The sequence below is a fragment of the Pseudocolwellia agarivorans genome (assembly GCF_002000085.1).
Classification (GTDB): domain Bacteria; phylum Pseudomonadota; class Gammaproteobacteria; order Enterobacterales; family Alteromonadaceae; genus Pseudocolwellia; species Pseudocolwellia agarivorans.
Window position 1 is genome coordinate 229,450 of sequence record NZ_MUZU01000006.1, and the last position, 25,934, is coordinate 255,383.

Consider the following 25,934-nt stretch of genomic DNA (forward strand, 5'->3'; position numbering starts at 1 on the left):
GGCTGTATTGAAACGTATTGGTAATGTTACTCTACAATTTCAGTAACTATCTCAGCTTTTACTGAGTTAGCAATAAAACATTGCTGATGTGCTTGGTGATGTATTTTTTCTAATAATTCATAGGCTGGTTGAGTATGCGCGGCAAAAACAACTTTAGGCTTTAAAGTAACTTTAGTTATAGAGATATTGCCTTGTGTGTCCTTTTCCATAATACCTTCAGCTTTGTCTTCATAGCTTTCAATGACAAGTTTGTTTTTTGCGGCAATAGAAAGAAAAAATAACATATGACAACTTGAAATTGAGGCAATAAACGCTTCTTCAGGATCAACATTAGCTTCAACTGAATAAGGCAAAGGCACAACATGAGGAGACGAAGATGCAGGTACTGTTACACCACCATCAAACAACCATGTATGGCCTCTGCTGTATTTGTTATCTATATAAACTTCATCATCGCTTTTCGACCAGTTGATTTGCGCAAAATATACCGACATACTTTATTCCTTATTACAAAAAGTTTTACTGTTTTTTAGCGCTAAAGTACCTGATAATCAAGTGGTGCGCCCTCATCGCATTTTTTACAATTAAGCTCATGACCGATCATAGACTTTCGCCCTGTTAAGGTTTCAACCCAAGGTCGGTTTGTCCAAGGAGGATTATGCCTAACATGTTGAAAATGACCACAGTTGAGCCTTGCTACCCAATGATTTTCATCGTCTTTGTGATAGTCAGCTATTGCTCTATTCACTTTGCACCCTAATTTAATACTTTGTATTCTAAAAATAATAACTTACGGTATAACCACATCTTCTTTCGCAGCTAAGTAAACAACATAAATAATACCCAGTACAGGAATAACCGAAAAAACAAAGCCAAGTAACGCCGACTTTATTGGGGCTGTTGTTTTACGTTTACCTAACACATAACTAATCAAACCTATAACTACCATAAAGATAAATACTGCTGAACCCATTTGGGTGAGAGTAAAATTCATATTATTTCCTTCTTTAAATATCGCTTATAAATACACTAAAGTTGTCACCTTTACAATTTGTAAACTCACCTAAAAAACATACCGTACCTACATTATGATGAAGAGAGTAGTCCAGATACCTCTAACAAACTTAAAGCCTATATCATGTTAGGTTCGGTATAGATCAAGTTACTCGCGTAAAAATAGCGACTAAGAGAGTGTTAGCTTTATTGAAGAATTAAATAAGTTGAATATTAAACATGCGTTTCGAGCTATTAAAGACGCTAAACATGCTAATTGAGGTAAATACCAATTTCGTTATTAGCACTCATTAATGAGTACAGTATCGGCTGCCTTAAAACTAACTTCTTAATTTTTAGCTGTAATACATTCGATTTCTATTTTTGCATTTAAGGCTAAGCCACTCACTGCAAAAGTACTTCTCGCAGGATAAAGTTTAGCAAAAAAGTTGCTATACACTTTATTAAATTCACCAAAATCGGCAATATCAGCCAGCATTACCGTACACTTAACTACATCATTTTTTTTAATGTGTGTTTCATTTATTAACCTTTTGTATAAGTGTAGGGTGTAAAAATAAAAAGCTTAAATTGGCTATATTACTATCTTTCTACTGTCGCCATTTTCAGCCCTGCAAAAATCAGCATAGCGCCAGCCGAGCGATTAATGGTTTTGATAATAATAGGTTTAATAAACTTACCTATCGATTTAAAACCTAAATAACCATAAAGCGAATAGCACACTAAATCTAATACCAGCGTTATCAAACACAGAATAATAAGCTGTGGAATAATAGGCGTATTAATATCAATAAATTGCGGTAATAAAGCAGAAAAATACAAAAGCGCTTTAGGGTTAGAAATCTCTAAAATAAAGCCTCTCAAGAATATTTTATACGCTTTGCTCTCGAGCTTTTTAGAAGAATTAATACTTAACGGGCCAGATTCACTAAAAATAGCACCAAAACCTAAATATAAAAGATACGCCACACCTATCCATTTAATAACAGAAAACAAAGTATGCGATGCAATAATAAGCGTAATAATACCCGTTGCCGACAACACAAAAAAAACAACATTAGCCGTTGCAATACCTAATATAACTAATGCTGATTTTTTAAAGCCATTCGATGCAGCTTCAGCTGTAACAGCAATAGCTGCAGGGCCAGGAGATAGTACAACTACAAGCGTAGTCATAAAGAAAAGCAGCAAGGTTTCGAGTGAAATCATCAGTTATCCTTCATTAAATTTAAATAAATACAGACGAATAAATGAATTTACAGATTTTATTGGATTAACACTAGAAAATTAGAAAAAAGATAGTTGAAGGAAGAAAAGCTAAAAAAAATTTTGTACCTTTACTGCGCATAACTATAAAGGTACAAAATATCCAAGGGGGGATAAAACCGATAATATCGGCAAGCACATTTACTTTATAAACAAAGGCATAAAATAAAAACCTTATTTACATTACTTTACATTCGGGTAATAAAATTTATCGTTATCAATATTGAATGTTTCCCATCAATGGTTATCGCGCTTCAGGCTTAATATCTTTAACAAGCTCAGAAAATGCTGATATTTCAGCTTCACTTAATGTGGTATTCACTCGTTTGGTTGAAGCACCTTGATACTGAAGGCTGACGCCTTTTCTGCGCTCTTGAGTGGGTCGAATAGGCCTAGCCGAAAATCCACCGCCACAATTAGGGCAAACATTTTTTAAAAGGTTATCAACACAAGTTCTACAGAAAGTACATTCATAGGTACAGATACATGCTTCAGTTGATTCAGGAGGAAGATCTTTATCGCAGTTTTCACAATTTGGTCGTAGTTCTAGCATAAGACACAACTCCTTTCATTACATGATTAAGATAGCTCTATTTATTTGTGTTGTTATTGATAAAACGTCTAATTTTAGTGCGTACGTTTTTCATAGGCGACGAAGTATTAAATTGGATCATGCGCCCTAAAGTCCATTGTTTATACCACGCTTCACCGTATAAAATATGCTCATCTAGCTTATGTAATAACGTAAGAATATCTTGTATAACCCTTTGATATTCTTTTTTCAGTTTTTCAAACGTCCAGTCTTTATATTCTAATTGAAAAGCTTGAGCAAGAGCGCCCAATTGATTCCATTGGTAGCCCGTTTCAGGGAAGTCGATATCTTTGCCTTTCACCGAAAAGTCGTACCATTTTAAAACCAACTTACCCCAACCTATTAAATAAGCCAAAGTATCGCACACACTAATAATTGTGCCTTTTACATTACCTTCTACACCTAAAGAGCGTGTTAATGCATTTGGCACCCTTTCATAATCAAGCGTAAGTTTTTCATAACTTACGCTGATGGCTTGAATAAGCTCATTTTTATTTTGTGGGATAGACGACATAGATGATTAAGGGCAAACTAATAACTGCCAACACCTCTAGCCATACTCGTTGCTAAAAAAGGCATAACCACTAAAAGAGTTAATTCAACACGAAGAATGACAACTATATATTTGGGTATTTCAATATATTCAGCAGTCGTTTTTCTATTACGTAAAAAATAATAGGTAGGAAATACTGACAATATTGCAATAACGGCAAACAAAGTGACTTTTAAATGAAACACCCAGTTAGCGGTATAAAACTCTTGCGGCTTACCTACAACAAACCATAAAAGTAACCCACCAGTAAGCGTCATAACAGCGCCTAAGCCATAAACGCCATCAATGATTACAAGTTTTTTAAACGCTTTTAAGTCCATTTGTTTAGATATTAATAAATGCTCTGCCACGAGCGCTGACACCAGTGTAAAAATACCTAAAAAGTGTAAGGTTCTAACGAGTATATCTTCCATAATAATCCAATAAGTTAAATGCTATACAGTAAAGCTTAATCTTCAGTTAACGCTTCAAATGCTTTCTTTTTCTCTTCCATAAAGTCTTGCATCGCTTGTGGTTGTTGCATCATCACCATCACTCTTTGCATCGCTTCCATGTGTTCAGGGTCTTGTTTTTGAAACATTTCCATACCGTGTGCTTTACTTAGCTCAACAATATCTTCAAAGGTACTACCTTGAAACGCTTTATCGCACGCACCACCGAGTTGTTTACATGTCATGGTTTTCATTTTAAATCCTATTACTTCAATTACGGTTACAAAAATAGTTGCAAGATATGCTATTAAAAAACGATTAATACCTCAATGATATTAATCGCTTTAACTTTTTATTCAGGGAACTTAGGGAATTGTTTCGCATGAATCGCTTTATCGTACCACTGTGCTTTTTCGTCACAAAAAATATTATCTTGCGCTTCAATATTAGGCGCACCATCTAAACAGCCAGCAGGCACAATAAGTGCGTTTCCTGAGCCAGAAAGATACGGAACACCACTGCCACATTCAGTACAAAAAGCGCTTGATATAGAACGATTAGGTACATCATAGCGTTTTATTAGGTTTTCACCTTTTAGCCATTTTATTTTGTTTGGAGCAATAAACAAATTAGACGCATGCGCAGAACCTGTTACTTTTCGGCATTGAATACAGTGGCATAAATGAAATTGCGTAAAACTATTTTCACATTCAAATACAACGCTTTCACACAGGCAACTTCCAGTAACTACAGACATAAATTCTCCATAACAAAAATAAAATAGAATGGTTTACAGAGGTTATTCGCTTTTGAATACTTTACGAATAAGTTTAGATACAAAGTAAGAAACACTAAAACCAATAACCACATATAAAATAACTAACGGCATTTCAAACCCTGTAATATAAAGACTACCATCACTTAAAATACATTGGCCTTTTTCAAATTTAAATACGCCGCCCTGCTCAATACAAGGGGTAATTAACAATACATCGTTAACTTTCCAAATAACTAATAAGCTAAAAAACACACCAATAAACTTTGCTACCGCACTTTTATTCATAACAACCTAAATACTACCTATCATTTATGTTTGTGTTATATCACAATTTAAGTATCAATAAGATATTGGTGTATCCTTTTAATTAAGATTGAAGCGCAAACGCTACAGCACTCGCTGCATGAATCTCAGTTGTATCGTACAAAGGTACATCAGTGTCTTTTTGCTGAATCAATAAAGCAATTTCGGTGCACCCTAAAATGACCGCTTGAGCGCCTTGTTCAAACAAATTATTTACAATCGCTAAATATTGCTCTTTCGAGTCAGGCTTTATTTCACCTTTGCAAAGCTCGTTATATATCACGTTATGAACTATGGTGCGTTCATCATCATTTGGCACAACTACCTTTATGCCAAACTTATTTATTAAACGGCTTTTATAAAAATCTTGCTCCATAGTAAAACGAGTACCAAGTAAACCTACTTTAGTAACACCGTCAGACACTAATTTGGCTGCCGTAGCATCGGCGATATGAAGAATAGGAATTGAAATATTGGCTTGAATTTCATCCGCGACTTTATGCATAGTATTAGTACAAATTAATAAAAAATCTGCACCGCCAGCTTCAACTGATTGTGCAGCTTTAGTTAAAATAAGCGCAGTTTCATTCCACTTACCAGCATGTTGTAGTTTTTCAATTTCAGCAAAATTGACACTGTATAAACATATTTTTGCAGAGCTAAGTCCACCAAGTTCGGCTTTAACACCTTGGTTAATGGCTTTGTAATAGCTGGCTGTTGATTCCCAACTCATACCGCCTAACATGCCAATTGTTTTCATTTATACCTCAATTTACTATATTTTATTATTATTACTTCGTTTTAATAACTTAGCTCTTTGAGAATAACTTGGAATACTTACCCAAAGAATGAAATACAATAAAAACCCTCCGCCCATAAAAGCTAATACAATAAAAACGAACTGTAAACGACCTCTCCGAAGACCAAAGTATTCAGCAATACCACCTAAAGCCCCTGAAATAGTTCCATTTTTACTTCGTGTTAATACTTTGTCATGTTGAACCATTATTTTTCCTTATGCATAGCATTCTTAAAATAGTTTATTTATCTCACTATAAGATCTTTTCAATAACTACGCATTTTATTGCCGCACGATTTTTATTAAAGTTGCCGTAAACATAATCACCGTTTTTAATAACAGAAGTGAACCCTAAAGAGGTAAGAATACCAACGCCTTTATTAGCGCATTGGGCAGGCGTTTCATTTAAAACTTTATGGCTAGACCATAACTGCGGAGTATATTCTTTTTGAACAGGAACATATTGAATACTTGTTTTGGTAATAACGTCTGGCTCAGTAACCTTATCAGAGTACTCGAACAACCAGATAGAAGCATGATAGTGATAATGGTAATTTTTTTGATATGACTCTCCATGTCGTTAAGCTTAAATTATATCTATAGAATTATGAGGTTATACTTAGAAGAGAGTAAAAAACAGTTGTTATTTACTCTTTTAAATAATTTATTAATACTACCACTTAACTTCATTGCCCTCTTCTACAACAAAGCCTGACGGTATTATATGAGTTATTACGTGAACCTCACTAATAGGTAAGCTGAAGCTTTTTGCTAACGCCTTAGCTAAACCTATTTGAAGTGATGATATTTGGGATTCTTTCCAAACGGAAGGTAAAGATAATGTAGCCATAACACCATACCTATTACCTAATTGTTCATTACTAACAATAAGGTTTATTGTCATATGTTTAGAAGGTAGTCCAGCTTCCTTTGCCCAAAGCTCAATTAAATCACCAGAGTGATTTGGGCAATCGGGGTTAACAATACAAGTAGCAATTGGCATATTAAATCTAATTTTTTGGATAACTTATTATCAGTAAATTGAAATAAACTTATTTTAACTTTTACCTAAGATACCATTAATTTCTGATCTTAAACGTATTAAAGAGTCGAGATGATTAGTTGACGTTTCTTTACCCTCTTCAGCGCGTCTAGATTGAGAAAATTTAACAATACTTAATGCCATATCTATTTTTTCCAATAAAGCTGAAGCATCTTCAGGTATTGGATTAATCCATTGTAATGAAGATGATAAATCCTTACTTCCACTATCGGATAATAATTTGATGAGTTCGTCAGAGTGCATAAGTTACCTTTACTTATAATGTTTGGTTAAGAGGCTAAAAATCCTTCTTGCTTAAGCGCTATTGCTGTCGCTAATATAGCAATATTCATTACAATTACTTCCTTTTAAACATAACAAAATAATTTAATACTTTAGTATCTACTAATTTATTAACCCCAACGAGGACTTACTCCTGGGCGTTTGTCAGACTGAGTCGATTCAAATTCATTTGCCGTTAATCCGTATTCATTTTTAATAAATTCGGACACCTTATCTATTTCAGGGAATAATTTATCTTTTGAAATACCTATTTTTGAAAGTTGATTTAAAATATCTTCCTTGTATTTAGACTTAATAATAATTCGTTTTTGTTGTGGGGAGCCCAACCACGTAGAAGGAACTTTTTGGGCATGATGTTTATTATTATCTATGCCAAAAAGTAAAAAGGCACCTTCTTGTCGTATAACTCTAGGGTTGTCTAGTTTAGGCTTTACACAAAGAACTGACTGGAGATGATCAGGGTTAATTTTTTCTAAAAAATAAGATTTCTCTTGTTTAATAATATGCATAAGCCGATTGGCGTGCTTATTTTCTTTATAAAATTCTATACTGTTTTTTTTATGTTGAAAATTTATTTCAAAATCATTTTTAGCCCAAGCTAGTGCAGAGATAACACTAACCGTATCACTATCAAAATATTTAATTTCTTTTTGCGGTATTTTAAAGAAAACAACTTCACCATCTTCACCTTTTTCCTCAAGGCTTGAGCATGAAAAATATAAGGCAACCAATGGGTTTTCAGTAATATCTAACAATCGGGTAGGTAAGTCATAATGTTGCATTTTTACTAATTTTTCAAAGTTAGTCTGCATATGTGAAAAGTCACTAGGACATCTCATTATAATTTCCCGTACAATCTTATCTTCATTAGAGTACCATTCATCTTTTCGATATATTGAAGGTTGAAGTTCAAATTTTTTATTCGCATGCCCTCTGAAATAGGAGGAAAGCTCATCTTCATCAACATTCGATATAACATTAAGAAAATCATTTACACTTTTACATTCTAACTCTTCTTTTTCTGTTTCCATTAGATAAACTCCTTTTAATTACCTTTAAAATTTACCCTTTCTGATATCCCCAGCGCGGCATGATTTTTTGATCAATACCAATATGATCTAACATTCGGCCAACCATAAAATCGATTAAGTCGTTTATTGATTCAGGGTTGTGATAAAAGCCCGGTGACGCAGGCATTATAGTTACGCCCATTTGCGACAGGGTTAACATGTTTTGTAGGTGAATGGTTGAATATGGGGTTTCGCGCGGAACTAAAATAAGCTGTCCGCGTTCTTTAATTACTACATCGGCTGCGCGTTCTATTAAGTTATCGCTCATGCCTTGGCTAATGGCGGCAAGTGTTCCGGTTGAACACGGGCAAACCACCATAAGTTTAGGTGCTGCGGAGCCTGAAGCTACGGGCGAGAACCATTGTTCTTTACCAAATACAATAATTTGCTCGGGCTTACCTTTAAATTTTTCGATAAAAAATTGGCTAGCGGCATCGGGAGATGATGGGACTTTCAGCCCTACTTCGGTATCAAATACCACTTTAGCGGCACTCGAACATAATAGGTAAATTTGATAATTGGCCGCCACTAAACATTCAATAAGGCGTAGCGCGTAAGCTGAGCCTGATGCACCTGTTATGGCTAAGGTGATTTTTTTATCAAATGTTGTGTTGTTTATTTTATCTTTTTCGGTCGCTAAACTCATTGTATAAACCTTTTACTGTTTGTCTGCTAACGAACTAAGAAGTTTGTTATGTATGTCGCCAAAACCGCCGTTACTCATAACCACTATGGTGTCGTTGGCTTGTGCTTGCTCGGTAATGTTATCAACTAAGCCCGTTAAGTCAGCACTTACAACACAAGGCGCTTTACAGTCTTTTATTAAGTCTTCAACCGACCAGTCAACGCCATCACCTTGGTAAATAAAAACAAGATCGGCATGATCGAGCGAAGCCGCTAAGGTGTCTTTATGTACGCCTGATTTCATGGTGTTTGAGCGAGGTTCTAGTACCGCAATAATACGCTGTTCGCCTACATGAGCACGAACACCTGTCAGTGTTTTAGTAATTGCCGTTGGATGATGGGCAAAATCGTCAAACACTTTAATGCCATTTACGGTGCCGCGAAGCTCTAAACGTCGTTTGGTATTAACAAATTCAGCAAGCGCTTCAATACCTACGTCACTTGGTACGCCAGCATGTCGTGCTGCAGCAATCGCCATTAAGCCATTTTCAATATTAAAGTCGCCAATTAAATCCCATTTAACGGTGCCCTGCACTTCGCCTTTAAAGCTAACGATAAACTCGCTTCCGTCTGCTTTAAGTTTTTCGGCATACCAACCTTGGTTGCTATTTTGTTCGCCGCTATTGCTGAGGGTACTTTGTTGCGTAGGTGTCCAGCAGCCTTTTTCAATGGTTTCTGTAATAGCTTGCTCACCTTGCGGATAAAGCACTAAGCCGTTACTTGGCACCATTCTAATAAGGTGATGAAATTGTTTTTGAATATCACTTAAATCATCAAAAATATCAGCATGATCAAACTCTAAATTGTTGATCACTAAAGTACGTGGTCGGTAATGTACGAACTTAGATCGTTTATCAAAAAAGGCAGTGTCGTATTCATCGGCTTCAATCACAAAAAATGGTGACTCGCCTAGTCGAGCTGAACTTTCAAAGTTTTGTGGTACGCCGCCAATTAAATAACCCGGCGCCATTTTGGCGTATTCTAAAATCCACGTTAGCATGCTGCTGGTGGTGGTTTTACCGTGCGTACCTGAAACCGCCAACACCCAGCGATCTTTTAACACGCTTTCAAGTAACCATTGCGGACCCGATGTATAAGCAATATTACGGTCTAATACATATTCAACCATAGGATTACCGCGTGACATGGCATTGCCGACTATCACTAGATCAGGCTCGTCTTTTAAATGCTCTATTTGGTAACCTTGTTTTAGCTCAATACCTAACTCTTCGAGCTGAGTGCTCATTGGTGGATACACGTTAGCATCGCAACCTGAAACTCGATGCCCTAACTGTTTTGCAATGGCGGCAATTCCGCCCATAAATGTGCCACAAATACCTAAAATATGAATATGCATATGCCTACCAAAAACTCAAAAATAACAACCTTGTAATATCATAGCAATATACCTTAGTCACCATAGGTAACACTAGCCGAACATGCATTTTATTCTATATCTGTGATTGAATCACAAGTGAGTTACGCGTAAATTAGGCTTACATTGACGTTGTGAAAATAAATAAGGAAGTAGCGTGACTAATATAGCATTACAATCAATTTCAGTTTATCCGATTAAATCATCGTCAAATATTCAACTTTCAAATAGCTGGGTAGAAGAATTAGGCTTAGCTTTTGACCGACGTTTTATGGTTGCTACCGAAAAAGGTGAAATGCTTACCGCTAGAACCGAACCACGCTTATGTTTAATTCAAGCCAATTTAACCGCTAACGGAATCAACATTACGGCGCCGGGTATGCCTGTTTTGTCGGTTGAATATTCAAAGCTATCAACCGAATACCAAAAAACAGCGATATGGAGCACAACCTTAAACGGTCAAAAAAGTGCTGAATATTACAACCAATGGTTTAGTCGCTATTTAAACAAGCCTTGCCAGTTATTATTTTTTGGCGACGAATCGGAACGCTTTGTTAAAAATAAAAATAGCCAAGTAGGTTTTGCTGATGGTTACCCCATTTTACTTATTTCTCAGCAATCTCTTACCCATTTAAACCAAAAGTTAGGTACAAATCATATTGCTTCTATGACACAATTTAGACCTAACTTAGTTGTAGATGGTTGCAACGGTTTTGATGAAGATACATGGAAACATATTCGAATAGGTGAAGTAGAGTTTGAAGTAACTAAACCTTGTTCTCGTTGTATTTTCACCACAATAAATCCAGAAACAGCTGAGAAGAATAGCCAACAAGAACCCTTAAAAACATTGAAGTCGTTCCGACAAGTTGAAAATGGCGATGTTATGTTTGGTCAAAACTTAGTACCGCTGAACCAAGGGCAAATTAAAATAGGCGACAAAGTTGAAATAATTGAAACCAAGCAACCTCCTATTTTTGTCATAAAAGAAACTAAACAAATGAAAGATAAAGCTAGCCAAGCTCCTACGCCAGTAAAAGTAAATAAAAAACCGAAGCTTAACTTTAGCTCTTGGAACAAAGAAGTTGTAGGTAACAACAAAGGCACTATTTTAGAACAAGCTGAAGATGCGGGTTTAATTTTACCTTACTCATGCCGAGGTGGAATGTGCGGACGCTGTAAAATAAAACTTGATAACGGCAATGTTGAAGAATTATCAACAGATGGTTTGTCTGAAAAAGATAAAGAACAAGGTTATGTTTTAGCTTGTAGCGCTATTCCAAAATCAGATGTAGTGCTAAGTAAACCACTTAGGCCAGAAAGGTAAAACCATGAAACTCAACTGCGATTTAGGTGAAAAAGTACATGACAACGATGCGTTGATCATGCCTTATATTGACATGGCGAATATCGCTTGTGGCTTTCATGCATCAGATCCTTTAACAATATTGAACACTATAAAGTTAGCACTTACACACAAGGTAACTATTGGTGCACATCCTAGTTATAACGACAAAGACAACTTTGGTCGTATCACAGTAAGTTATTCCGCCGAAGAACTTATTGCACTTATTCAATACCAAATAGGTGCAATGCACGCGATATGTGTCAGCAACAATGCTCAGCTTAGTTATGTAAAACCTCATGGCGCTTTGTATAACGACATGATGAAAAATTCGGTAATATTCGAACAAGTGTGCCAAGCTATTTCAGGCGTTGATGCTTCTCTTCCTTTATTAATACAAGCATTACCTGATACAGATAAAAACTTTATCGCCCTAAAAAAAATAGCATCTACGTACAATGTTTCTTTATTATTTGAAGCCTTTGCTGACAGAGAATATACCGACGAAGGTTTGCTAGTAGCTCGCAGTGAAGAAAACGCCGTAATACATGACACAGATAAAATTATTTCTCGATGTGAAAAGCTGATCAGAGATAATCAATTCATCAGTATTAACGGAAAAACATTACCACTCACAGTTGATTCTCTTTGTGTACATGGGGATAATCCCGCGGCAATTAAGGTAGTAAAAAAGCTTCATCAATTACTACAAACTCAATAAGAGCTTCAATGTAAATGTCTAAAAATATTAAAAGTACAAAAGGTTTACCCTTAGTTACACTTTCATATATTAGTGAAAATGCGGTATTACTTGAGTGGCCTGAAAAAGTTTGTGCGGTGCAACATCAACATATAATGCATTGCCAGCAACAAATTGGTTTAGCACTTAAAAGCACAGTTATAGATTCAATTGCCAGCTATGCCAGCCTGATTATTTATTATAAATTTGATCAAATAACTCACGACTCGTTAAACACTCTTTTGCTCAATGTGGTGCAAAAAAGCCACTTATCGAATGAAAACTTAACACTTTCTAAACAAACATCAGAAACCGAAATAGAAATACCTGTTTATTATGGTGAAGAAGCGGGTTGGGATATTCAAACCGTTGCACAGCAAACACAATTAACTTGTGCTGAAGTTATTCAGTATCATACTCAAACAACGTATCGAGCTTATGCGTTAGGTTTTACTCCCGGTTTTTGTTATTTAGGTGAACTTGTACCTAGATTACAGTTAGCTCGAAAATCATCTCCAAGATTGTCTGTTCCTAAAGGTGCTGTTGCTATTGCCGAACAACAAACAGCTGTTTACCCAAATACTAGCCCCGGTGGTTGGCATATTATTGGGCAAACACCTCTCGATATGTATAGCGTTAAAAACAACGAGTTTGAAAGTACCATTAGCGTTGGTCAGTCAGTAAAGTTTGTATCAATTACTCAAGCTGAATTTTTATCTTTGGGCGGCGAGCTTATAAAGGAATATGTTTAATGAATAAGCGCGTAAAACATAACACTGATAACTATTTAACAGTGATCAAAAAAAACGGGTTGTGTAGTATTCAAGATCTGGGTCGATTATCAAGTCAGCATCTAGGATTTAGTGCTGGTGGCGTAGCAGACGAATACGCATTTTTATTTGCTAACTATTTACTGGGCAATGATCAAAATAGTGCTCAATTAGAAATAACCTTAGGGCAAATAACGTTTAAAGCTGCACAAGATTGCACCATAGCGATTACAGGAGCTGATTGCTCTGTTTATATAAACGATAATCCGATTAAAAATTGGCAAGCTCACCAAGTTAGTGCTAACGATATAATACGCTTTGGCCAGCCTAAAGAGGGATTACACACATACCTAGCAATTACTGGCGGTATTCAAAGTCAACAATGGCTAAATAGCCAATCGCAAACATCAACCGAAAATAGGTTAAGCTTTGGTGCAACAGCAATTGTTGAAGGGAGTAAAATCGAGTTATTAAACACCTGTTTTGCAAGTAAAGAGCATAATCAACATACTGCTCACATAAACTATAAACGCCAGCTAACACCAAGCCTTTTTTACAATAATATTCAAGAAACATTAATATTACGCTTTATTCCACAGCCTTTATTTTTAGGGCTTAGCAGTAAAGAGCAAGATCTACTTTGTGCTCATCTTTTTACTATTTCGTCAGACAGCAATCGTATGGGATATCGCTTGTCGACGTTACCTGAAAAAATTATAACAACGATCACTAATTTACCTAAGCCTACACTTTCAAAACCCGTTACTTTTGGTGCAATTCAACTCCCTAGTAATAACCAACCAATTGTTTTAATGAAAGAAAGACAAACCATAGGCGGGTACCCTGTTTTAGGCGCTGTTATTCAAAGCGATTTATTTAAACTCTGTCAGTTGCGCCCCGGCAATAAAGTACAATTTATGCCAACAACCCTAAACTTTGCACAACAACAACTAAGCGCTTTGTATCAAAAATTTAATTAACCTATTATCTTGCAACAAAATATATACCCGTTAATTTTCAGTTCGCACTGTAAGCGTGCAAAATTTCAAGAACAGTGCAACGCTTCACGTAAACCCACCGCACATAAAAAATAAACAACTGATAATTAACAACAAAAATAGTTTACATCAGTGGCACTAGGCTTGCTCTTATCATACCAATAGTTTTTATTTTCAAATTTGAATGGAATGGTGAATACGAAATGAGCGGTCAAGCTGGCATTAACTTATTATCTTTTACAGGAAAAATGAAGGTTCTCCACTTAAGTTGGATGGCCTTTTTCATCACCTTTATGGTGTGGTTTAACTTCGCGCCTTTATTATCAGTTATTGGCGATAGCTTAGGTTTAACAAGCAGTGAACTTAAAACACTCATGCTACTTAACGTAGCGCTTACTATTCCTGCCCGTATTATTATAGGTATGCTTACCGACAAATACGGACCTCGTTTAGTTTACGCCTTATTATTAGGTGTATGTAGTATTCCGTGTTTTATGTTTGCTTTTGCAAATAGCTTTGAGCAAGCCGCTATAGCTCGCTTTTTATTAGGCTTTATTGGTGCCGGTTTTGTTATTGGTATTCGTATGGTGTCAGAATGGTTTCCGGCCAATGAGTTAGGTACGGCTGAAGGTATTTATGGTGGTTGGGGGAACTTTGGTTCTGCCGCTGCAGCAATGAGTTTACCGACTATTGCCTTATTATTTGGTGGTGAAGATGGCTGGAGGTATTCAATAGCAATAACAGGTATTTTAAGCTTAGTATTTAGTTTTATTTGGTACGCTAACGTTAGCGATACACCTAAAGGCTCAACTTACTTTAAACCGAAACAAACCGGTGCGATGGAAGTAACGAGCGTTCCTGATTTTTACTTATTAATTATTATGAAGTTACCTATGTATGGCGCATTAGCTTTACTTGCATGGAAACTTTCACCATCAGGTGTTCAACTCTTAACAGAAAATACAACACTAGCTGCCTACTTAGCACTTGTTATCTTATTTTTAATCGAAGTAAAACAAACCTATAAAGTCAACGGACACCTATTCAAAAAAGAAGTACCTGAAGCACATCGTTACCAGTTCAAACAAGTAGCCGTATTGAACGTGCTTTATTTTGCAACTTTTGGTTCTGAGTTAGCCGTTATTTCAATGTTACCTTTATTTTTTGCTGAAACCTTTGAGCTTGATATGGTTTACGCAGCGATGCTCGCTTCAATGTATGCTTTTATGAATTTAATGTCTCGTCCTGGTGGCGGTTGGTTAAGTGATAAGTTTGGCCGTAAAAAAACCTTACTTATTTTAACTGCAGGTTTAGCTATTGGGTACTTTACGGTGTCGCTTATCGATAATTCATGGCCTTTAGCAATTGCAGTTCTTACCGTTATGGCATGTTCATTCTTCGTTCAAGCGGGTGAAGGTGCTGTATTTGCTGCAGTACCATTAATTAAACGTCGTTTAACAGGCCAAATCGCTGGTATGACGGGGGCTTACGGAAACGTGGGTGCAGTGGTTTATTTAACCGTATTATCAATGGTAAGCTACGAAGTATTCTTTTTAGTTATTGCGGCTACGGCAGTTGTTGGTTTTATCGCATTATTATTTATGCAAGAACCTAAAGGTACAATTACCGAAGTACGTGAAGACGGTAGCATTGAGCTAATTAATGTCTCTTAATTTTTCAGAAAAAAATGAGCCTAATACCACAGGCTCAACCCGTAACAGCCAAAAGGCATTAAATAAATTAAATGTGTCTTTTGGTGGTTACAGCATTGCAGGAAAAAAAACAGAAAACCAAGATGCTTTTGCAGCCCTGGTTCCCAAAGCCAGCGAAGTTATATCAAAAGGTATAGTGGCAACTATTGCTGATGGCGTATCTAGTGCCAGTCGTGCAGCTGATGCAGCTCAAATATCTGTTACTCAATTTATTAATGATTATTACGCTACGCCTGACACTTGGTCTACCCAAAAGTCAGCGTCTAAAGTACTCACCAGTTTAAATCAGTGGCTATCTTCTCAAACTGATTCAGACAGTGGCGAAGCATTACAATGGCTGACTACGTTTACTTCTTTAATTGTTAAGTCGTCAACGGGATATGTATTTCATGTAGGCGACACGCGGTTAAGTGTTTATCGTCAAAACGATATAGAGATTATTACTCGAGATCATAACCGTAGAAGTGGTAATGGCAGCAATCATTTAGTATTAACACGTGCTTTAGGCGCAGATTTTCGTTTGAAAGTAGACGTACATCAAATAGATATAAAAGCAGGCGATATTTATATATTAACCTGCGATGGCGTACACGATTTTTTATCAAACGCGGCTATCCAATCAAAATTAAATGATTTACCCCAAAACCCTACCAGTGACGATTTAGAAACGGTTAGCAAAAGCATTGTAAATTTTGCTTTAGAGGTAGGCAGTAACGACAATATTAGTTGTTTGCTGATGTATATTGGCGGCACACCGAATCGCGAACTCGCTGAAATAGAAAGGGATTTATTGAGTAAAACGATTCCTCCTGCCCTTGATGTTGGAATGAAGATAGACAACTACAAAGTATGTAAAGTTATTCACGCCAGCATACGATCTCATTTATACCTTGTTCAGCATGGATCAGACCCAACACTTCGTGTATTAAAAGTTCCTTCTGAAAATTTTGCTGACGATATGTTTTATCTGCAAGGTTTTATGCGCGAAGCTTGGATTGGTGAGCGCGTAAACCATCGTAATGTTATGCGTGTACAAAGTGCTGATACTAACAGCAAGTTTTTATATCACGTATGCGAATATATTGAAGGCCAAACGTTATCCGAATGGATACACGACAATCCAAACCCGAGCATTGCACAAGTACGCGATATTCTAGAGCAAGTGATAAAAGCCCTACGTACCTTCCAGCGTTTAGACTTAGTACACCGTGATTTAAAACCAGACAACATCATGATTGATTCATACGGAAAAGTAACACTTATTGACTACGGTACGGTACTTGTGGCCTCGTTAGAAGAAAATAGCGATAACGTAGCTGAATCAGTTCCACAAGGTTCTTTAAATTATATTGCCCCTGAAACCTTACTCACACTACATGCTGATCATAAAAGTGATTTGTTTTCATTAGGCATTATCGCTTACGAAATGCTATGCGGAAATTTACCTTATAAACCTATGGTGAGAGCTGAAGTTAACTTTAGTGATTATGCGCATTTTCAATATAAAAAAATTAGTCATCATAGAAAAGACTTACCTTTGTGGTTAGATTTGGCGCTAAAAAAAGCTACGCAAGCAGATCCTGCGCTTAGGTATCAATCGTTTTCAGAATTTTACGCTGATATGAGTAAGCCAAACATCAACGCGTTACAAGAATATAAAAAACAACCCATTATGCAGCGTAATCCTATTCAGTTTTGGCAAGGCATGTCAGCGATATTGTTTGTGGCACTGATCATCACACTTATTTATTAGTAGATTAGAGCTGCTTAATAGTTTGCTATTCAAATAATAAAAGCGCCTAAATCATTATTGATTTAAACGCTTTTATTATATTAAAAACGCCTCTAAAAAGTATAATTTAAGCGCGTATAAATAAAGCGCCCATCAATACTGTATGATGAAAACCCTGAATAAGGAAATATTTGGTTAAAATCTGATTGACCAATATTACTTACCGTATCTTGTGGATATTCATCAAATAAATTATTGGCTCCTAACGACAATTTTAGGTTACCTGTAATGGTGTAAGAAACATCCACATCTGTTATCCAATTTGCATCTAAAACTTCGTCGCCCTCAGCTGTACTTGATGAATCAATAACTTCACCATAGCGTGTAGCACGCAAATTAACTTGCCAGTTATCTCGTGTCCATGTTGCCGCTAAGTTTAATTTATTTTTAGGTGTTCCATCTTCAAAGCGTGCTATTTCTCTACGAGCAAAAAACACATAGTCATCACCTAATACTGATAATTCACTTGGATTATCTTTTAAATGAGTGACTTCAGTTTCATTAATATTAAGGGCAGCACTTAAACGTAAATCACCATTGTTACTCAAATCAAGGTCATAAGTTGCTACAACATCAACCCCTTTAGTTTTAGTATCAATAGCATTAGTGAAGTAACGGGCTTCTTTTATATTTACCTCGCCTACATTTTGTAAAATACTTACTACTTCACTACCACTTAAGTTTTCAGATAAAACTATGCGGTCATCAATCGAAATTTGATACGCGTCTACTGTTAGATTGAAGTTATCTTTTTCATAAACAAAACCTAATGTAGTATTCAGTGAATCTTCTGCCGTTAGTGGTTTTGCACCTAAAGCTTTGGCTGCGGAGTCTGCTACAGGAAAAATCCCCACGTCTCTTGGTATACCATTATCAAATACTGTCGCTACCGATTTATAAGACGTTTGCGCTAGACTCGGTGCTCTAAAACCCGTACTAATTGCACCACGAAAAGCTAAGGCTTCTGACACTTCGTACCTTGCAGCTAATTTAGCATTAAGGTTTGAACCAAAATCACTGTAGTCTTCATAACGTGTTGCTAAAGCAATATTTAAGTTTTCGGTTAAGTCGGTATCTAAATCAATATATAACGCTATATTATGTCGACTTTCGTCGACCGCACTTGCAGGAGAAAAACCAGGAAGCACTTGTGCACCACCGGCAGCTACAGGAGTACCATCATTATTCAATACAGTTAAATATGAAGCCTCTTCTCCAGCAATAATTTGATAATTTTCAGAGCGATATTCAGCTCCCATAGCAATAAATACTTCATTACTTAAACCTAAATCTAGCATGTTGGTTACATTGAAATTCAATAGGGTTTGATCGTAAACAAGGCCACCATCATCAAATTCTGTAGGGCTATTAATACCCATTGATGTATTTAAGCTATTAACGACTTGAAATTCAAAATCGTTTTTACCGTAGTTCGCACTTAGATCCCATGTCCACTCGTCCACCTCACCGTTTACACCAACCACTAAAGATTGATCTTTAACATCTGACGCTATTTGTGGCAAAAAACCATCTGCGTATATGTCTTGAATATTTCGGCTATCTTTAGCTCTTCGATAAAAGCCACCAGATAAGCCATCACGCTGAGAATAACTACCAAATGAATACAGTTCCACATCGTTATTTAACGCCAGACCCATATTATAAAAAAAAGCCGTATCCTTAAGCTCAGCTTTACCAAAGCGGTGATTATAACGATTAAAAGTAAGCTCTCTTGGGTCTAAGTTATTGTCTCCATCACGGGCATATTGCTCTCGTGGATCGAAACCGGAGCGGTTGGTGGCATCACGATCTCGTGACTCTATTGATAAATGAAGAAAACCATCGTTACCAAAAGTTGTTCCCCAATCTGCTGCCAGTGTTGTAGTGGCTCCGTCAGTACGTGACCTATCACTACTTGTGACAAATTCAAGATCACCATTAGCATCAACTCGTGTTTCCTTTAACTCAGGAACACCATCCATTGTTGTAACATGTTTACCATAGGTAACATTAATACTTCCACCATCATTCTTTTTAAGAATAATATTAATCACGCCAGCAATAGCATCAGAACCATATTGAGCAGCAGCACCATCGCGTAATATTTCAATACGTTCAATGGCTGAAGTTGGAATAGTATTTAAATCTACAGCGGTCGAACCACGACCTACAGTGCCATTTAAATTAAGAAGTGCACCACTATGACGACGCTTTCCATTAATAAGAACCAAAGTATGATCAGGAGCTAAACCACGCAGTACTGCTGGACGAGCATGATCAGTACCGTCAGCAACGGTTGCATTAGGGTAATTAAAACTAGGTACAAGATTAGCAAGTACTTGGCTAACTTCTAACTGGCCTGTTTTTTCCATGTCTTCTGCGCTTAGCACATCAATAGGTACTATACTTTCAGATATTGTTCTATCATTGCGACGAGATCCCGTTACAATAATACGCTCTACACTTTCTCCTTTTATTTCTGGTGCTGCCTGTATTTCGAAAACAGGTATGGTACATACTGATAAAACAAGTCCGAAACCTACCGAATGATTTTTAAATGATGATTTAATATCTTGAGAGATTTTTTTATAAGAGGTATTTAACATAATGTGTCCCTTTATTAAGTATAAAAATGCTTCCACAACGCATTTACAAAAATAATTATACGCTTTACTTATCTGAATAAAATACCCAAGTTCATACGTATTGTTATTATCAATAAAAATACAATAAGAACGAGTACAACTTAGGGTATGCTTTAATATAGTCTCAAGCAAACATGCACAGGTCTTGTGCGCATTTATCTTCACACTAGTGCACTTTTATAATATAAACACCATAAAAAAACATAACCTGCTGATATATATAATTTAAAATTCATGGCATTTTGTTTGCAACATCCCTACTAAGTCGAGGTGAATTACAACGTTCTGTATTTTCCCACCTCAGTTCCGCATCGATGCGGCATTAAATAGTTAAGTAGGATTGTGAGTATGAGCGCAAAACAAAAAATTGTTGTAGTAGGTAACGGTATGGTTGGCCATCACTTTGTTGATGAAATGGCTAAACATGAAGGTTACGAAATTACCGTATTATCTGCTGAAGATAGACTCGCGTATGACCGTGTTCATTTATCTGAATACTTTTCAGGTAAAACGGCAGATGATTTAGCCCTTACAACACCCGAGCATTACAACGAATTAGGGGTAAAGTTTTTTACTGACGCTAAAGTTACCAATATCAATAAAGCTGAAAAAGTTGTAAGTACAGAAACCGGTGACAAATACCCTTACGACAAACTTGTTTTAGCAACAGGTTCTTACCCTTTTGTTCCTCCTATTCCAGGTAAAGAAAGAGAGCACTGTTTAGTTTATCGCACAATTGATGATCTTGATGCTATTCAAGCCTCAGCCAATTCAGGCAAAGTGGGTGTTGTTGTTGGCGGTGGTTTATTAGGTCTTGAAGCAGCTAACGCATTAAAAGAGCTAGGTTTACAAACACATGTTGTTGAATTTGCACCACAGTTAATGGGTGTTCAACTTGACAAAGACGGCGGCGAATTACTTCGTAATATGATTGAAGGCATAGGTGTTCAAGTTCATACACAAAAAGCCACACAAGAAATTATAGACGGAGAAGACTGTGTACATCGCATGGTGTTTGCTGACGGAACCCATTTAGAAACCGATCTTATTTTATTTTCTGCCGGTATCCGCCCTTACGATAATTTAGCGCGCGACTTTGACCTACAAATAGGCGAGCGTGGTGGTATTGTTGTTAATAACGAGTGTCAAACCTCAGATGAAAACATTTATGCGATTGGTGAATGTGCCCTTTGGAATAACTTTATATACGGCCTTGTAGCGCCGGGTTACACCATGGCTAAAGTAGCAGCTGATAACATTATTGGTGGCGAACAACAATTTACGGGTGCAGATATGAGCACCAAATTAAAGCTCATGGGAATGGACGTGGGCTCTATTGGCGATGCACACGCACGTACTGCTGGTGCGCAATCCTATACCTACTTTAACGAACCAGACGATGTATACAAAAAAATAGTCGTCAGTGCTGATGGCAAAACACTTTTAGGTGCTGTACTTGTTGGCGATACCAGCGAATACGATTCATTACTACAATATGCGTTAAATGCGATTGAATTACCTGAAAAACCAGACAGTTTAATTTTACCCAGTGCTGGTGAAAAACCAACATTAGGCGTTGATGCCCTACCTGAAAGCGCTACTATTTGTTCATGCTTAAACGTAACAAAAGGCGATATTATTAGTGCAATTGATGCTGGCGCCTGTGATGTTGCTGCAGTTAAGTCATGCACTAAAGCAACCACTGGTTGTGGTGGTTGTGCTGCATTAGTTAAAACGGTAACCGATCACGAATTAGAAAAACGTGGTGTTGAAGTTAGTACCGATCTTTGTGAACATTTCGCGTATAGCCGTGTTGAGCTATTTCATATAGTTAAAGCTGAAAAAATTAGAAATTTTGATACCTTAATTGAAAAACACGGTTGTGGTATTGGTTGTGAAATATGTAAACCCGCTGTAGGTTCTATTTTATCGTCGGTATGGAACGACTACATATTAAAAGAAGACCATTTACCTCTTCAAGACACCAATGATACTTACCTAGGTAACATGCAAAAAGACGGTACCTATTCAATTGTACCTCGTATGCCAGGCGGTGAAGTAACCCCTGAACGTCTTATCGTAATTGGTGAAGTGGCTAAAGAATACAACTTATATACCAAAGTAACGGGCGGACAACGTATTGATTTATTTGGTGCTCGTATTGATCAACTGCCTGATATTTGGGAAAAACTAATTGCTGCCGGTATGGAAACAGGTCACGCCTACGGTAAATCTTTACGTACCGTTAAATCATGTGTTGGTAGTACTTGGTGTCGTTATGGTGTGCAAGACAGCATGGCAATGGCGATATTCTTAGAAAACCGCTACAAAGGTTTACGCTCTCCTCATAAAATAAAATTTGCTGTGTCTGGCTGTACTCGTGAATGTGCAGAAGCACAAAGTAAAGATATAGGTGTAATTGCAACAGAAAACGGTTGGAACTTATACGTTAGTGGTAATGGTGGTATGAAACCTCGTCACGGTGATTTATTTGCAACTGACCTTGATGACGAAACCTTAGTTAAATATATCGACCGTTACTTAATGTTTTATGTACGAACAGCAGATCGTTTAACACGTACTTCAGTATGGTTAGAAAACCTTGAAGGTGGTTTAGAGTATATGCAAAAAGTGGTAATTGACGATCACTTAGGCGTAAACGCCGAGCTTGAAAATCAAATGCAAGCCGTTGTTGATACGTACCAATGTGAATGGAAAACAACCATTGAAGATCCTAAACAATTAAAACGTTTCCGCCAATTTGTTAACTCTAAAGCCGTTGATGAGAACATTGAATTTGTTACCGAACGTGAGCAAATTCGACCGGCACGCGGCGAAGAAAAACGCTACAAAGGTGTGCAAATTCACACCGTAGATATTTCAGAACCAGAAGCAGAAACCGTTTAAGGAGCACAAATATGACAATTGAAAAACAATGGCAAACCATTTGCCACAAAGATGATTTAGTTAAAAACTCCGGTGTTTGTGCGTTATTAGCTAACCAAGAACAAATCGCTATATTCCAAGTTAAAGATGAAATGTACTCAGTAGGAAACTGGGATCCTATAGGTAAAGCCAATGTTTTATACCGCGGGCTAATAGGTGATACAAAAGGTGATATTTATGTCGCTTCACCTTTATATAAACAACGTTTTGTTTTAAATAGTGGAAAATGTTTAGACGATGATAGTGTATCAATTAAAGCTTACGATACCCGTTTACAAAATGATGAAGTACAAGTATTAGTATAATGCTCGACTTAGCGCAGTACTTAATTTATTAAGTGACTGCGCATTTTTCTTTTAAACTTTGCTTTAAACAATAACAATTCAAATTACTTACCCTAAATCACCCTTAACGCCAGCATACCTTATTCTTGATATTACTTATTTGAAGTAAATAAAAGGTGTATTGTCTGACTGACATGATTAGAATAAGCGCCGATAGTAATAAACTTCTTTTTTACCTAATACAAAGGACAAACTGCTTGTTATTAATGATCGACAATTACGACTCTTTTACATTCAATTTAGTGCATTATTTTCAATCACTAGGACAAGAAGTAAAAGTATGTAGAAACGATCAAATAACCATTAAAGAAATAAAAAAGTTAGCCCCGCATTACATTGTTATTTCACCAGGCCCTTGTGATCCAAACTCGGCTGGAATATCGCTAAGTGTTATAGAACATTTCGCCGGCAAAATACCATTACTAGGTGTTTGTTTAGGTCATCAGTGTATAGCACAGCACTATGGTGCTAGCGTTGAAAAAGCATCAAAAGTAATGCACGGTAAAACCAGTAGTATTAGCCATAACAACAGTGGAATATTTGAAACATTAAATAACCCATTAACCGTGACTCGATACCACTCTTTAATCGTTAATAAAAACACCTTACCAGCAGAATTAAGTGTTACCGCATGGAGCCATGATAATAATAGTGATGAAATAATGGCCCTTTCTCACACGAGTCTTCCTATAGAAAGCGTACAATTTCATCCTGAATCAGTATTAACAGAACAAGGTCATCAATTACTTAACAACTTTATTACCTTATATAAAAATTACCCATGTAGTTATGAGTAATTACCTGTAATGTAAATAATATTGACGCAATGACTGATTAATTACTCCGGTTGACTATAATACGAAGTGATACAAATAATAACTTGCTTTGAATACTCATGATTAACTCCCTATATCCGATATAGATGATAATAAAAATTTAATATAATAAGAATTCCAGAATTTTTCACATGCAAATATTTAATCACAACGACTATGTTTCATCTATATACAAAAAATCTATTAGCTTACTAATAGGTAAGGATTTTGCTGATCAACTTAATGGAAAAATTACTGTTGCCGAACATCAAGACAGCGAACAATTTAATCGCCGTAGACAGTTGTTAGCCGTAGAAGAAGAAACAAATAAAAATAAGATTATTGAAGCTCACGGACAAAGCCACTTTAAGGCACAAGTCATGGAGCAATTTTTTACCAAAGTAAATAAACAAGTTAATGCTCTATTTGATAATAAAGACAGTTTATATAACGACATTCTAAAAATTGAAGAAGCAGGCCCATCGGTACTAGAGCTTTTATGTTTAAGAGCCACATCAATTAAACGAATTGCTCCTTTAATTAATTCACTTCCTTGGTTATCAACCGAAGTGGTTAGCCTAGTGAATAAGCCTCAGTACAGAAAACGCGCTGACGTACAAGTTAATGATGCCAACTTAGCATTAAGCTATATAGGCTTAGACAACCTTAAACTTGTTATGCCAACCTTTATTTTAAAACATTGGCTACCAAGTACAACATCCCCATTTCCATTACTTAAACGTAAACTATGGAATAACAGCCTATCGGTTGCACTGGCGTCATCTATACTTGCTGAACAACAAGGCTTAGATAAATTTACCGCTTTTACTGCTGGTATGCTTAGTAATGTAGGTCTATTAGCGGTTACTCGCTGCTTTTTACAAACTTATAATGAGTTGCACCGTGCTAGCGTACAAAAAGCTTACGACAACAAAGACAAAAAGCTACACGACGCACTAGCTGAATTTGATTCATCACCTGAATTACTGCTATCACAACTAACTTCACAGAGTGATAAAACAACAGCGGATATGATTGAGTTAATGCGTTTCGATCGCTTACAAATAACAGAACCTCTATTTGATTTAGCGTATACCACTGAATATATGAATATGTCTCCAATGGCAAAAGTTGTTGCACAAGCAAAAACCTTTGTTGCATTTAGAAGCTTGGCTAAAGAAGAGTTAATTACCAAAGAGGAAACAAAAGCACTGTTAGCTTCAGTAAAAATGACATCAAAAGATATTACTTTATTAAACAAAAGCGATATTGATCACATAAAACTGATTTTTAAATAAAATAATCAAATTTTTTTTTGAGTATTTATCACTATTGTAAATATAAGAAAAATTCAACACGAATTTCAGTACCACTGTCGAATCAGAAATATTAGCCCTCACCTACCTAAATATAGTTATTCATTTAAAATGAATAAAACCCTCTAAGGGCTTATTTTAAAAGGCTTTAAAGCATTTTATGCAAGACAAGCTAAAAAAATCCTGCCATAATAACTTTACTAAATAGGCTAAACTTTATACCAATCTGATTAGCCAATTTCTATACTTGTATTAATCGACACTTGTTTAACCAACAATATAAATCGACCTAATATTATCGG

The 25,934-nt window shown here is 36.4% G+C and carries 30 protein-coding genes; 10 read left to right on the forward strand and 20 right to left on the reverse strand.

What is annotated here, in order from left to right; all coding sequences use genetic code 11:
* Positions 1-26: 26 nt before the first annotated feature.
* The 19 genes from B0X80_RS11535 to mpl all read right to left on the reverse strand — a co-directional run bounded on the left by B0X80_RS11535 (position 27) and on the right by mpl (position 10,192).
* Positions 27-494 carry an OsmC family protein gene (locus B0X80_RS11535; RefSeq protein WP_077340438.1) on the reverse strand — a complete coding sequence of 156 codons (468 nt, stop codon included), beginning with the start codon at positions 492-494 and terminating at the stop codon, positions 27-29.
* 41 nt (positions 495-535) lie between these two features.
* A complete protein-coding gene (locus tag B0X80_RS11540) occupies positions 536-748 on the reverse strand; it encodes a DUF3565 domain-containing protein (RefSeq protein WP_077340439.1) in 213 nt (70 codons plus the stop codon).
* A gap of 42 nt (positions 749-790) precedes the next feature.
* Entirely contained in the window at positions 791-994 is a 204-nt protein-coding gene (locus tag B0X80_RS11545; RefSeq protein ID WP_077340440.1) for a hypothetical protein, read from the reverse strand.
* Between the two features lie 348 nt (positions 995-1,342).
* Positions 1,343-1,540 carry a RidA family protein gene (locus B0X80_RS11550; protein ID WP_077340441.1) on the reverse strand — a complete coding sequence of 66 codons (198 nt, stop codon included), beginning with the start codon at positions 1,538-1,540 and terminating at the stop codon, positions 1,343-1,345.
* A 56-nt stretch (positions 1,541-1,596) separates the two neighbouring features.
* Positions 1,597-2,223 (reverse strand): LysE family translocator, encoded by a 627-nt coding sequence (locus B0X80_RS11555; RefSeq protein WP_077340442.1) that lies wholly within the window; start codon positions 2,221-2,223, stop codon positions 1,597-1,599.
* Positions 2,224-2,524: 301 nt separating this feature from the next.
* Entirely contained in the window at positions 2,525-2,833 is a 309-nt protein-coding gene (locus B0X80_RS11560) for a DUF1272 domain-containing protein (RefSeq protein WP_077340443.1), read from the reverse strand.
* A 37-nt stretch (positions 2,834-2,870) separates the two neighbouring features.
* The gene (locus B0X80_RS11565) at positions 2,871-3,386 is read right to left on the reverse strand and encodes a ClbS/DfsB family four-helix bundle protein (protein ID WP_077340444.1); all 516 of its coding nucleotides are present in this window, start codon (positions 3,384-3,386) and stop codon (positions 2,871-2,873) included.
* 17 nt (positions 3,387-3,403) lie between these two features.
* The gene (locus B0X80_RS11570) at positions 3,404-3,838 is read right to left on the reverse strand and encodes a DUF2214 family protein (RefSeq protein WP_077340445.1); all 435 of its coding nucleotides are present in this window, start codon (positions 3,836-3,838) and stop codon (positions 3,404-3,406) included.
* 35 nt (positions 3,839-3,873) lie between these two features.
* Positions 3,874-4,110: a DUF1059 domain-containing protein gene (locus B0X80_RS11575; protein WP_077340446.1), complete on the reverse strand. Its 237-nt coding sequence runs from the start codon at positions 4,108-4,110 to the stop codon at positions 3,874-3,876.
* A 98-nt stretch (positions 4,111-4,208) separates the two neighbouring features.
* A complete protein-coding gene (locus B0X80_RS11580; protein WP_077340447.1) occupies positions 4,209-4,613 on the reverse strand; it encodes a GFA family protein in 405 nt (134 codons plus the stop codon).
* A 42-nt stretch (positions 4,614-4,655) separates the two neighbouring features.
* Positions 4,656-4,919 (reverse strand): hypothetical protein, encoded by a 264-nt coding sequence (locus tag B0X80_RS11585; RefSeq protein WP_077340448.1) that lies wholly within the window; start codon positions 4,917-4,919, stop codon positions 4,656-4,658.
* A gap of 82 nt (positions 4,920-5,001) precedes the next feature.
* A complete protein-coding gene (locus tag B0X80_RS11590; RefSeq protein ID WP_077340450.1) occupies positions 5,002-5,697 on the reverse strand; it encodes an aspartate/glutamate racemase family protein in 696 nt (231 codons plus the stop codon).
* Between the two features lie 15 nt (positions 5,698-5,712).
* Entirely contained in the window at positions 5,713-5,943 is a 231-nt protein-coding gene (locus B0X80_RS11595) for a PspC domain-containing protein (RefSeq protein WP_077340452.1), read from the reverse strand.
* A 46-nt stretch (positions 5,944-5,989) separates the two neighbouring features.
* Positions 5,990-6,259 carry a hypothetical protein gene (locus tag B0X80_RS11600; protein WP_077340454.1) on the reverse strand — a complete coding sequence of 90 codons (270 nt, stop codon included), beginning with the start codon at positions 6,257-6,259 and terminating at the stop codon, positions 5,990-5,992.
* 150 nt (positions 6,260-6,409) lie between these two features.
* Positions 6,410-6,739 carry a hypothetical protein gene (locus tag B0X80_RS11605; RefSeq protein WP_077340455.1) on the reverse strand — a complete coding sequence of 110 codons (330 nt, stop codon included), beginning with the start codon at positions 6,737-6,739 and terminating at the stop codon, positions 6,410-6,412.
* Positions 6,740-6,793: 54 nt separating this feature from the next.
* Positions 6,794-7,042: a hypothetical protein gene (locus B0X80_RS11610; protein ID WP_077340456.1), complete on the reverse strand. Its 249-nt coding sequence runs from the start codon at positions 7,040-7,042 to the stop codon at positions 6,794-6,796.
* Between the two features lie 149 nt (positions 7,043-7,191).
* The gene (locus B0X80_RS11615) at positions 7,192-8,112 is read right to left on the reverse strand and encodes an FRG domain-containing protein (protein ID WP_077340457.1); all 921 of its coding nucleotides are present in this window, start codon (positions 8,110-8,112) and stop codon (positions 7,192-7,194) included.
* Between the two features lie 31 nt (positions 8,113-8,143).
* Positions 8,144-8,797, reverse strand: coding sequence for a flavin prenyltransferase UbiX (locus B0X80_RS11620; RefSeq protein WP_077340458.1), 654 nt, complete (start codon positions 8,795-8,797; stop codon positions 8,144-8,146).
* 12 nt (positions 8,798-8,809) lie between these two features.
* On the reverse strand, positions 8,810-10,192 hold the full coding sequence (mpl, locus tag B0X80_RS11625) for a UDP-N-acetylmuramate:L-alanyl-gamma-D-glutamyl-meso-diaminopimelate ligase (protein ID WP_077340459.1): 1,383 nt from the start codon (positions 10,190-10,192) through the stop codon (positions 8,810-8,812).
* Positions 10,193-10,367: 175 nt separating this feature from the next.
* Here mpl and B0X80_RS11630 point away from each other — a divergent pair, with 175 nt between their 5' ends.
* The 6 genes from B0X80_RS11630 (at position 10,368) to B0X80_RS11655 (ending at position 17,527) form a co-directional block, all read left to right on the forward strand.
* Entirely contained in the window at positions 10,368-11,537 is a 1,170-nt protein-coding gene (locus B0X80_RS11630) for a YcbX family protein (protein ID WP_077340460.1), read from the forward strand.
* A gap of 4 nt (positions 11,538-11,541) precedes the next feature.
* Positions 11,542-12,276, forward strand: a complete 735-nt coding sequence (locus B0X80_RS11635) for a 5-oxoprolinase subunit PxpA (protein ID WP_077340461.1) — start codon at positions 11,542-11,544, stop codon at positions 12,274-12,276.
* Between the two features lie 14 nt (positions 12,277-12,290).
* Positions 12,291-13,046: a 5-oxoprolinase subunit PxpB gene (pxpB, locus tag B0X80_RS11640; protein WP_077340462.1), complete on the forward strand. Its 756-nt coding sequence runs from the start codon at positions 12,291-12,293 to the stop codon at positions 13,044-13,046.
* Positions 13,046-14,044, forward strand: a complete 999-nt coding sequence (locus tag B0X80_RS11645; RefSeq protein WP_077340463.1) for a 5-oxoprolinase subunit C family protein — start codon at positions 13,046-13,048, stop codon at positions 14,042-14,044. Before pxpB ends, B0X80_RS11645 begins: the two co-directional genes overlap by 1 nt.
* Positions 14,045-14,265: 221 nt before the next feature.
* The gene (locus tag B0X80_RS11650) at positions 14,266-15,735 is read left to right on the forward strand and encodes a NarK family nitrate/nitrite MFS transporter (RefSeq protein ID WP_077340464.1); all 1,470 of its coding nucleotides are present in this window, start codon (positions 14,266-14,268) and stop codon (positions 15,733-15,735) included.
* Positions 15,725-17,527: a bifunctional protein-serine/threonine kinase/phosphatase gene (locus B0X80_RS11655; protein WP_077340465.1), complete on the forward strand. Its 1,803-nt coding sequence runs from the start codon at positions 15,725-15,727 to the stop codon at positions 17,525-17,527. The genes B0X80_RS11650 and B0X80_RS11655 overlap by 11 nt, the downstream gene beginning before the upstream one ends.
* Positions 17,528-17,619: 92 nt before the next feature.
* Here the strand turns inward: B0X80_RS11655 and B0X80_RS11660 are convergent, their stop codons facing one another.
* Entirely contained in the window at positions 17,620-20,172 is a 2,553-nt protein-coding gene (locus B0X80_RS11660; protein ID WP_077340467.1) for a TonB-dependent receptor plug domain-containing protein, read from the reverse strand.
* A 387-nt stretch (positions 20,173-20,559) separates the two neighbouring features.
* Between B0X80_RS11660 and nirB the strand changes: the two genes are divergently transcribed.
* The 4 genes from nirB (at position 20,560) to B0X80_RS11680 (ending at position 25,614) form a co-directional block, all read left to right on the forward strand.
* Positions 20,560-23,118, forward strand: a complete 2,559-nt coding sequence (gene nirB, locus B0X80_RS11665; protein ID WP_077340469.1) for a nitrite reductase large subunit NirB — start codon at positions 20,560-20,562, stop codon at positions 23,116-23,118.
* 11 nt (positions 23,119-23,129) lie between these two features.
* Positions 23,130-23,462: a nitrite reductase small subunit NirD gene (gene nirD / locus B0X80_RS11670; RefSeq protein WP_076420889.1), complete on the forward strand. Its 333-nt coding sequence runs from the start codon at positions 23,130-23,132 to the stop codon at positions 23,460-23,462.
* 236 nt (positions 23,463-23,698) lie between these two features.
* Positions 23,699-24,298, forward strand: coding sequence for an anthranilate synthase component II (locus B0X80_RS11675; RefSeq protein ID WP_076420887.1), 600 nt, complete (start codon positions 23,699-23,701; stop codon positions 24,296-24,298).
* 170 nt (positions 24,299-24,468) lie between these two features.
* Positions 24,469-25,614, forward strand: a complete 1,146-nt coding sequence (locus B0X80_RS11680) for an HDOD domain-containing protein (protein ID WP_077340471.1) — start codon at positions 24,469-24,471, stop codon at positions 25,612-25,614.
* The last annotated feature ends 320 nt before the right edge of the window (positions 25,615-25,934 follow it).

What these genes read in the sequence shown, in the direction of transcription:
- B0X80_RS11535 (WP_077340438.1), bottom strand. Translation starts at nt 494, where the DNA reads ATGTCGGTATATTTTGCGCAAATCAACTGGTCGAAAAGCGATGATGAA.
- B0X80_RS11545 (WP_077340440.1), bottom strand. Translation starts at nt 994, where the DNA reads ATGAATTTTACTCTCACCCAAATGGGTTCAGCAGTATTTATCTTTATG.
- B0X80_RS11555 (WP_077340442.1), bottom strand. Translation starts at nt 2,223, where the DNA reads ATGATTTCACTCGAAACCTTGCTGCTTTTCTTTATGACTACGCTTGTA.
- B0X80_RS11560 (WP_077340443.1), bottom strand. Translation starts at nt 2,833, where the DNA reads ATGCTAGAACTACGACCAAATTGTGAAAACTGCGATAAAGATCTTCCT.
- B0X80_RS11565 (WP_077340444.1), bottom strand. Translation starts at nt 3,386, where the DNA reads ATGTCGTCTATCCCACAAAATAAAAATGAGCTTATTCAAGCCATCAGC.
- B0X80_RS11570 (WP_077340445.1), bottom strand. Translation starts at nt 3,838, where the DNA reads ATGGAAGATATACTCGTTAGAACCTTACACTTTTTAGGTATTTTTACA.
- B0X80_RS11575 (WP_077340446.1), bottom strand. Translation starts at nt 4,110, where the DNA reads ATGAAAACCATGACATGTAAACAACTCGGTGGTGCGTGCGATAAAGCG.
- B0X80_RS11580 (WP_077340447.1), bottom strand. Translation starts at nt 4,613, where the DNA reads ATGTCTGTAGTTACTGGAAGTTGCCTGTGTGAAAGCGTTGTATTTGAA.
- B0X80_RS11585 (WP_077340448.1), bottom strand. Translation starts at nt 4,919, where the DNA reads ATGAATAAAAGTGCGGTAGCAAAGTTTATTGGTGTGTTTTTTAGCTTA.
- B0X80_RS11590 (WP_077340450.1), bottom strand. Translation starts at nt 5,697, where the DNA reads ATGAAAACAATTGGCATGTTAGGCGGTATGAGTTGGGAATCAACAGCC.
- B0X80_RS11595 (WP_077340452.1), bottom strand. Translation starts at nt 5,943, where the DNA reads ATGGTTCAACATGACAAAGTATTAACACGAAGTAAAAATGGAACTATT.
- B0X80_RS11605 (WP_077340455.1), bottom strand. Translation starts at nt 6,739, where the DNA reads ATGCCAATTGCTACTTGTATTGTTAACCCCGATTGCCCAAATCACTCT.
- B0X80_RS11610 (WP_077340456.1), bottom strand. Translation starts at nt 7,042, where the DNA reads ATGCACTCTGACGAACTCATCAAATTATTATCCGATAGTGGAAGTAAG.
- B0X80_RS11615 (WP_077340457.1), bottom strand. Translation starts at nt 8,112, where the DNA reads ATGGAAACAGAAAAAGAAGAGTTAGAATGTAAAAGTGTAAATGATTTT.
- B0X80_RS11620 (WP_077340458.1), bottom strand. Translation starts at nt 8,797, where the DNA reads ATGAGTTTAGCGACCGAAAAAGATAAAATAAACAACACAACATTTGAT.
- mpl (WP_077340459.1), bottom strand. Translation starts at nt 10,192, where the DNA reads ATGCATATTCATATTTTAGGTATTTGTGGCACATTTATGGGCGGAATT.
- B0X80_RS11635 (WP_077340461.1), top strand. Translation starts at nt 11,542, where the DNA reads ATGAAACTCAACTGCGATTTAGGTGAAAAAGTACATGACAACGATGCG.
- pxpB (WP_077340462.1), top strand. Translation starts at nt 12,291, where the DNA reads ATGTCTAAAAATATTAAAAGTACAAAAGGTTTACCCTTAGTTACACTT.
- B0X80_RS11645 (WP_077340463.1), top strand. Translation starts at nt 13,046, where the DNA reads ATGAATAAGCGCGTAAAACATAACACTGATAACTATTTAACAGTGATC.
- B0X80_RS11650 (WP_077340464.1), top strand. Translation starts at nt 14,266, where the DNA reads ATGAGCGGTCAAGCTGGCATTAACTTATTATCTTTTACAGGAAAAATG.
- B0X80_RS11655 (WP_077340465.1), top strand. Translation starts at nt 15,725, where the DNA reads ATGTCTCTTAATTTTTCAGAAAAAAATGAGCCTAATACCACAGGCTCA.
- B0X80_RS11660 (WP_077340467.1), bottom strand. Translation starts at nt 20,172, where the DNA reads ATGTTAAATACCTCTTATAAAAAAATCTCTCAAGATATTAAATCATCA.
- nirB (WP_077340469.1), top strand. Translation starts at nt 20,560, where the DNA reads ATGAGCGCAAAACAAAAAATTGTTGTAGTAGGTAACGGTATGGTTGGC.
- nirD (WP_076420889.1), top strand. Translation starts at nt 23,130, where the DNA reads ATGACAATTGAAAAACAATGGCAAACCATTTGCCACAAAGATGATTTA.
- B0X80_RS11680 (WP_077340471.1), top strand. Translation starts at nt 24,469, where the DNA reads ATGCAAATATTTAATCACAACGACTATGTTTCATCTATATACAAAAAA.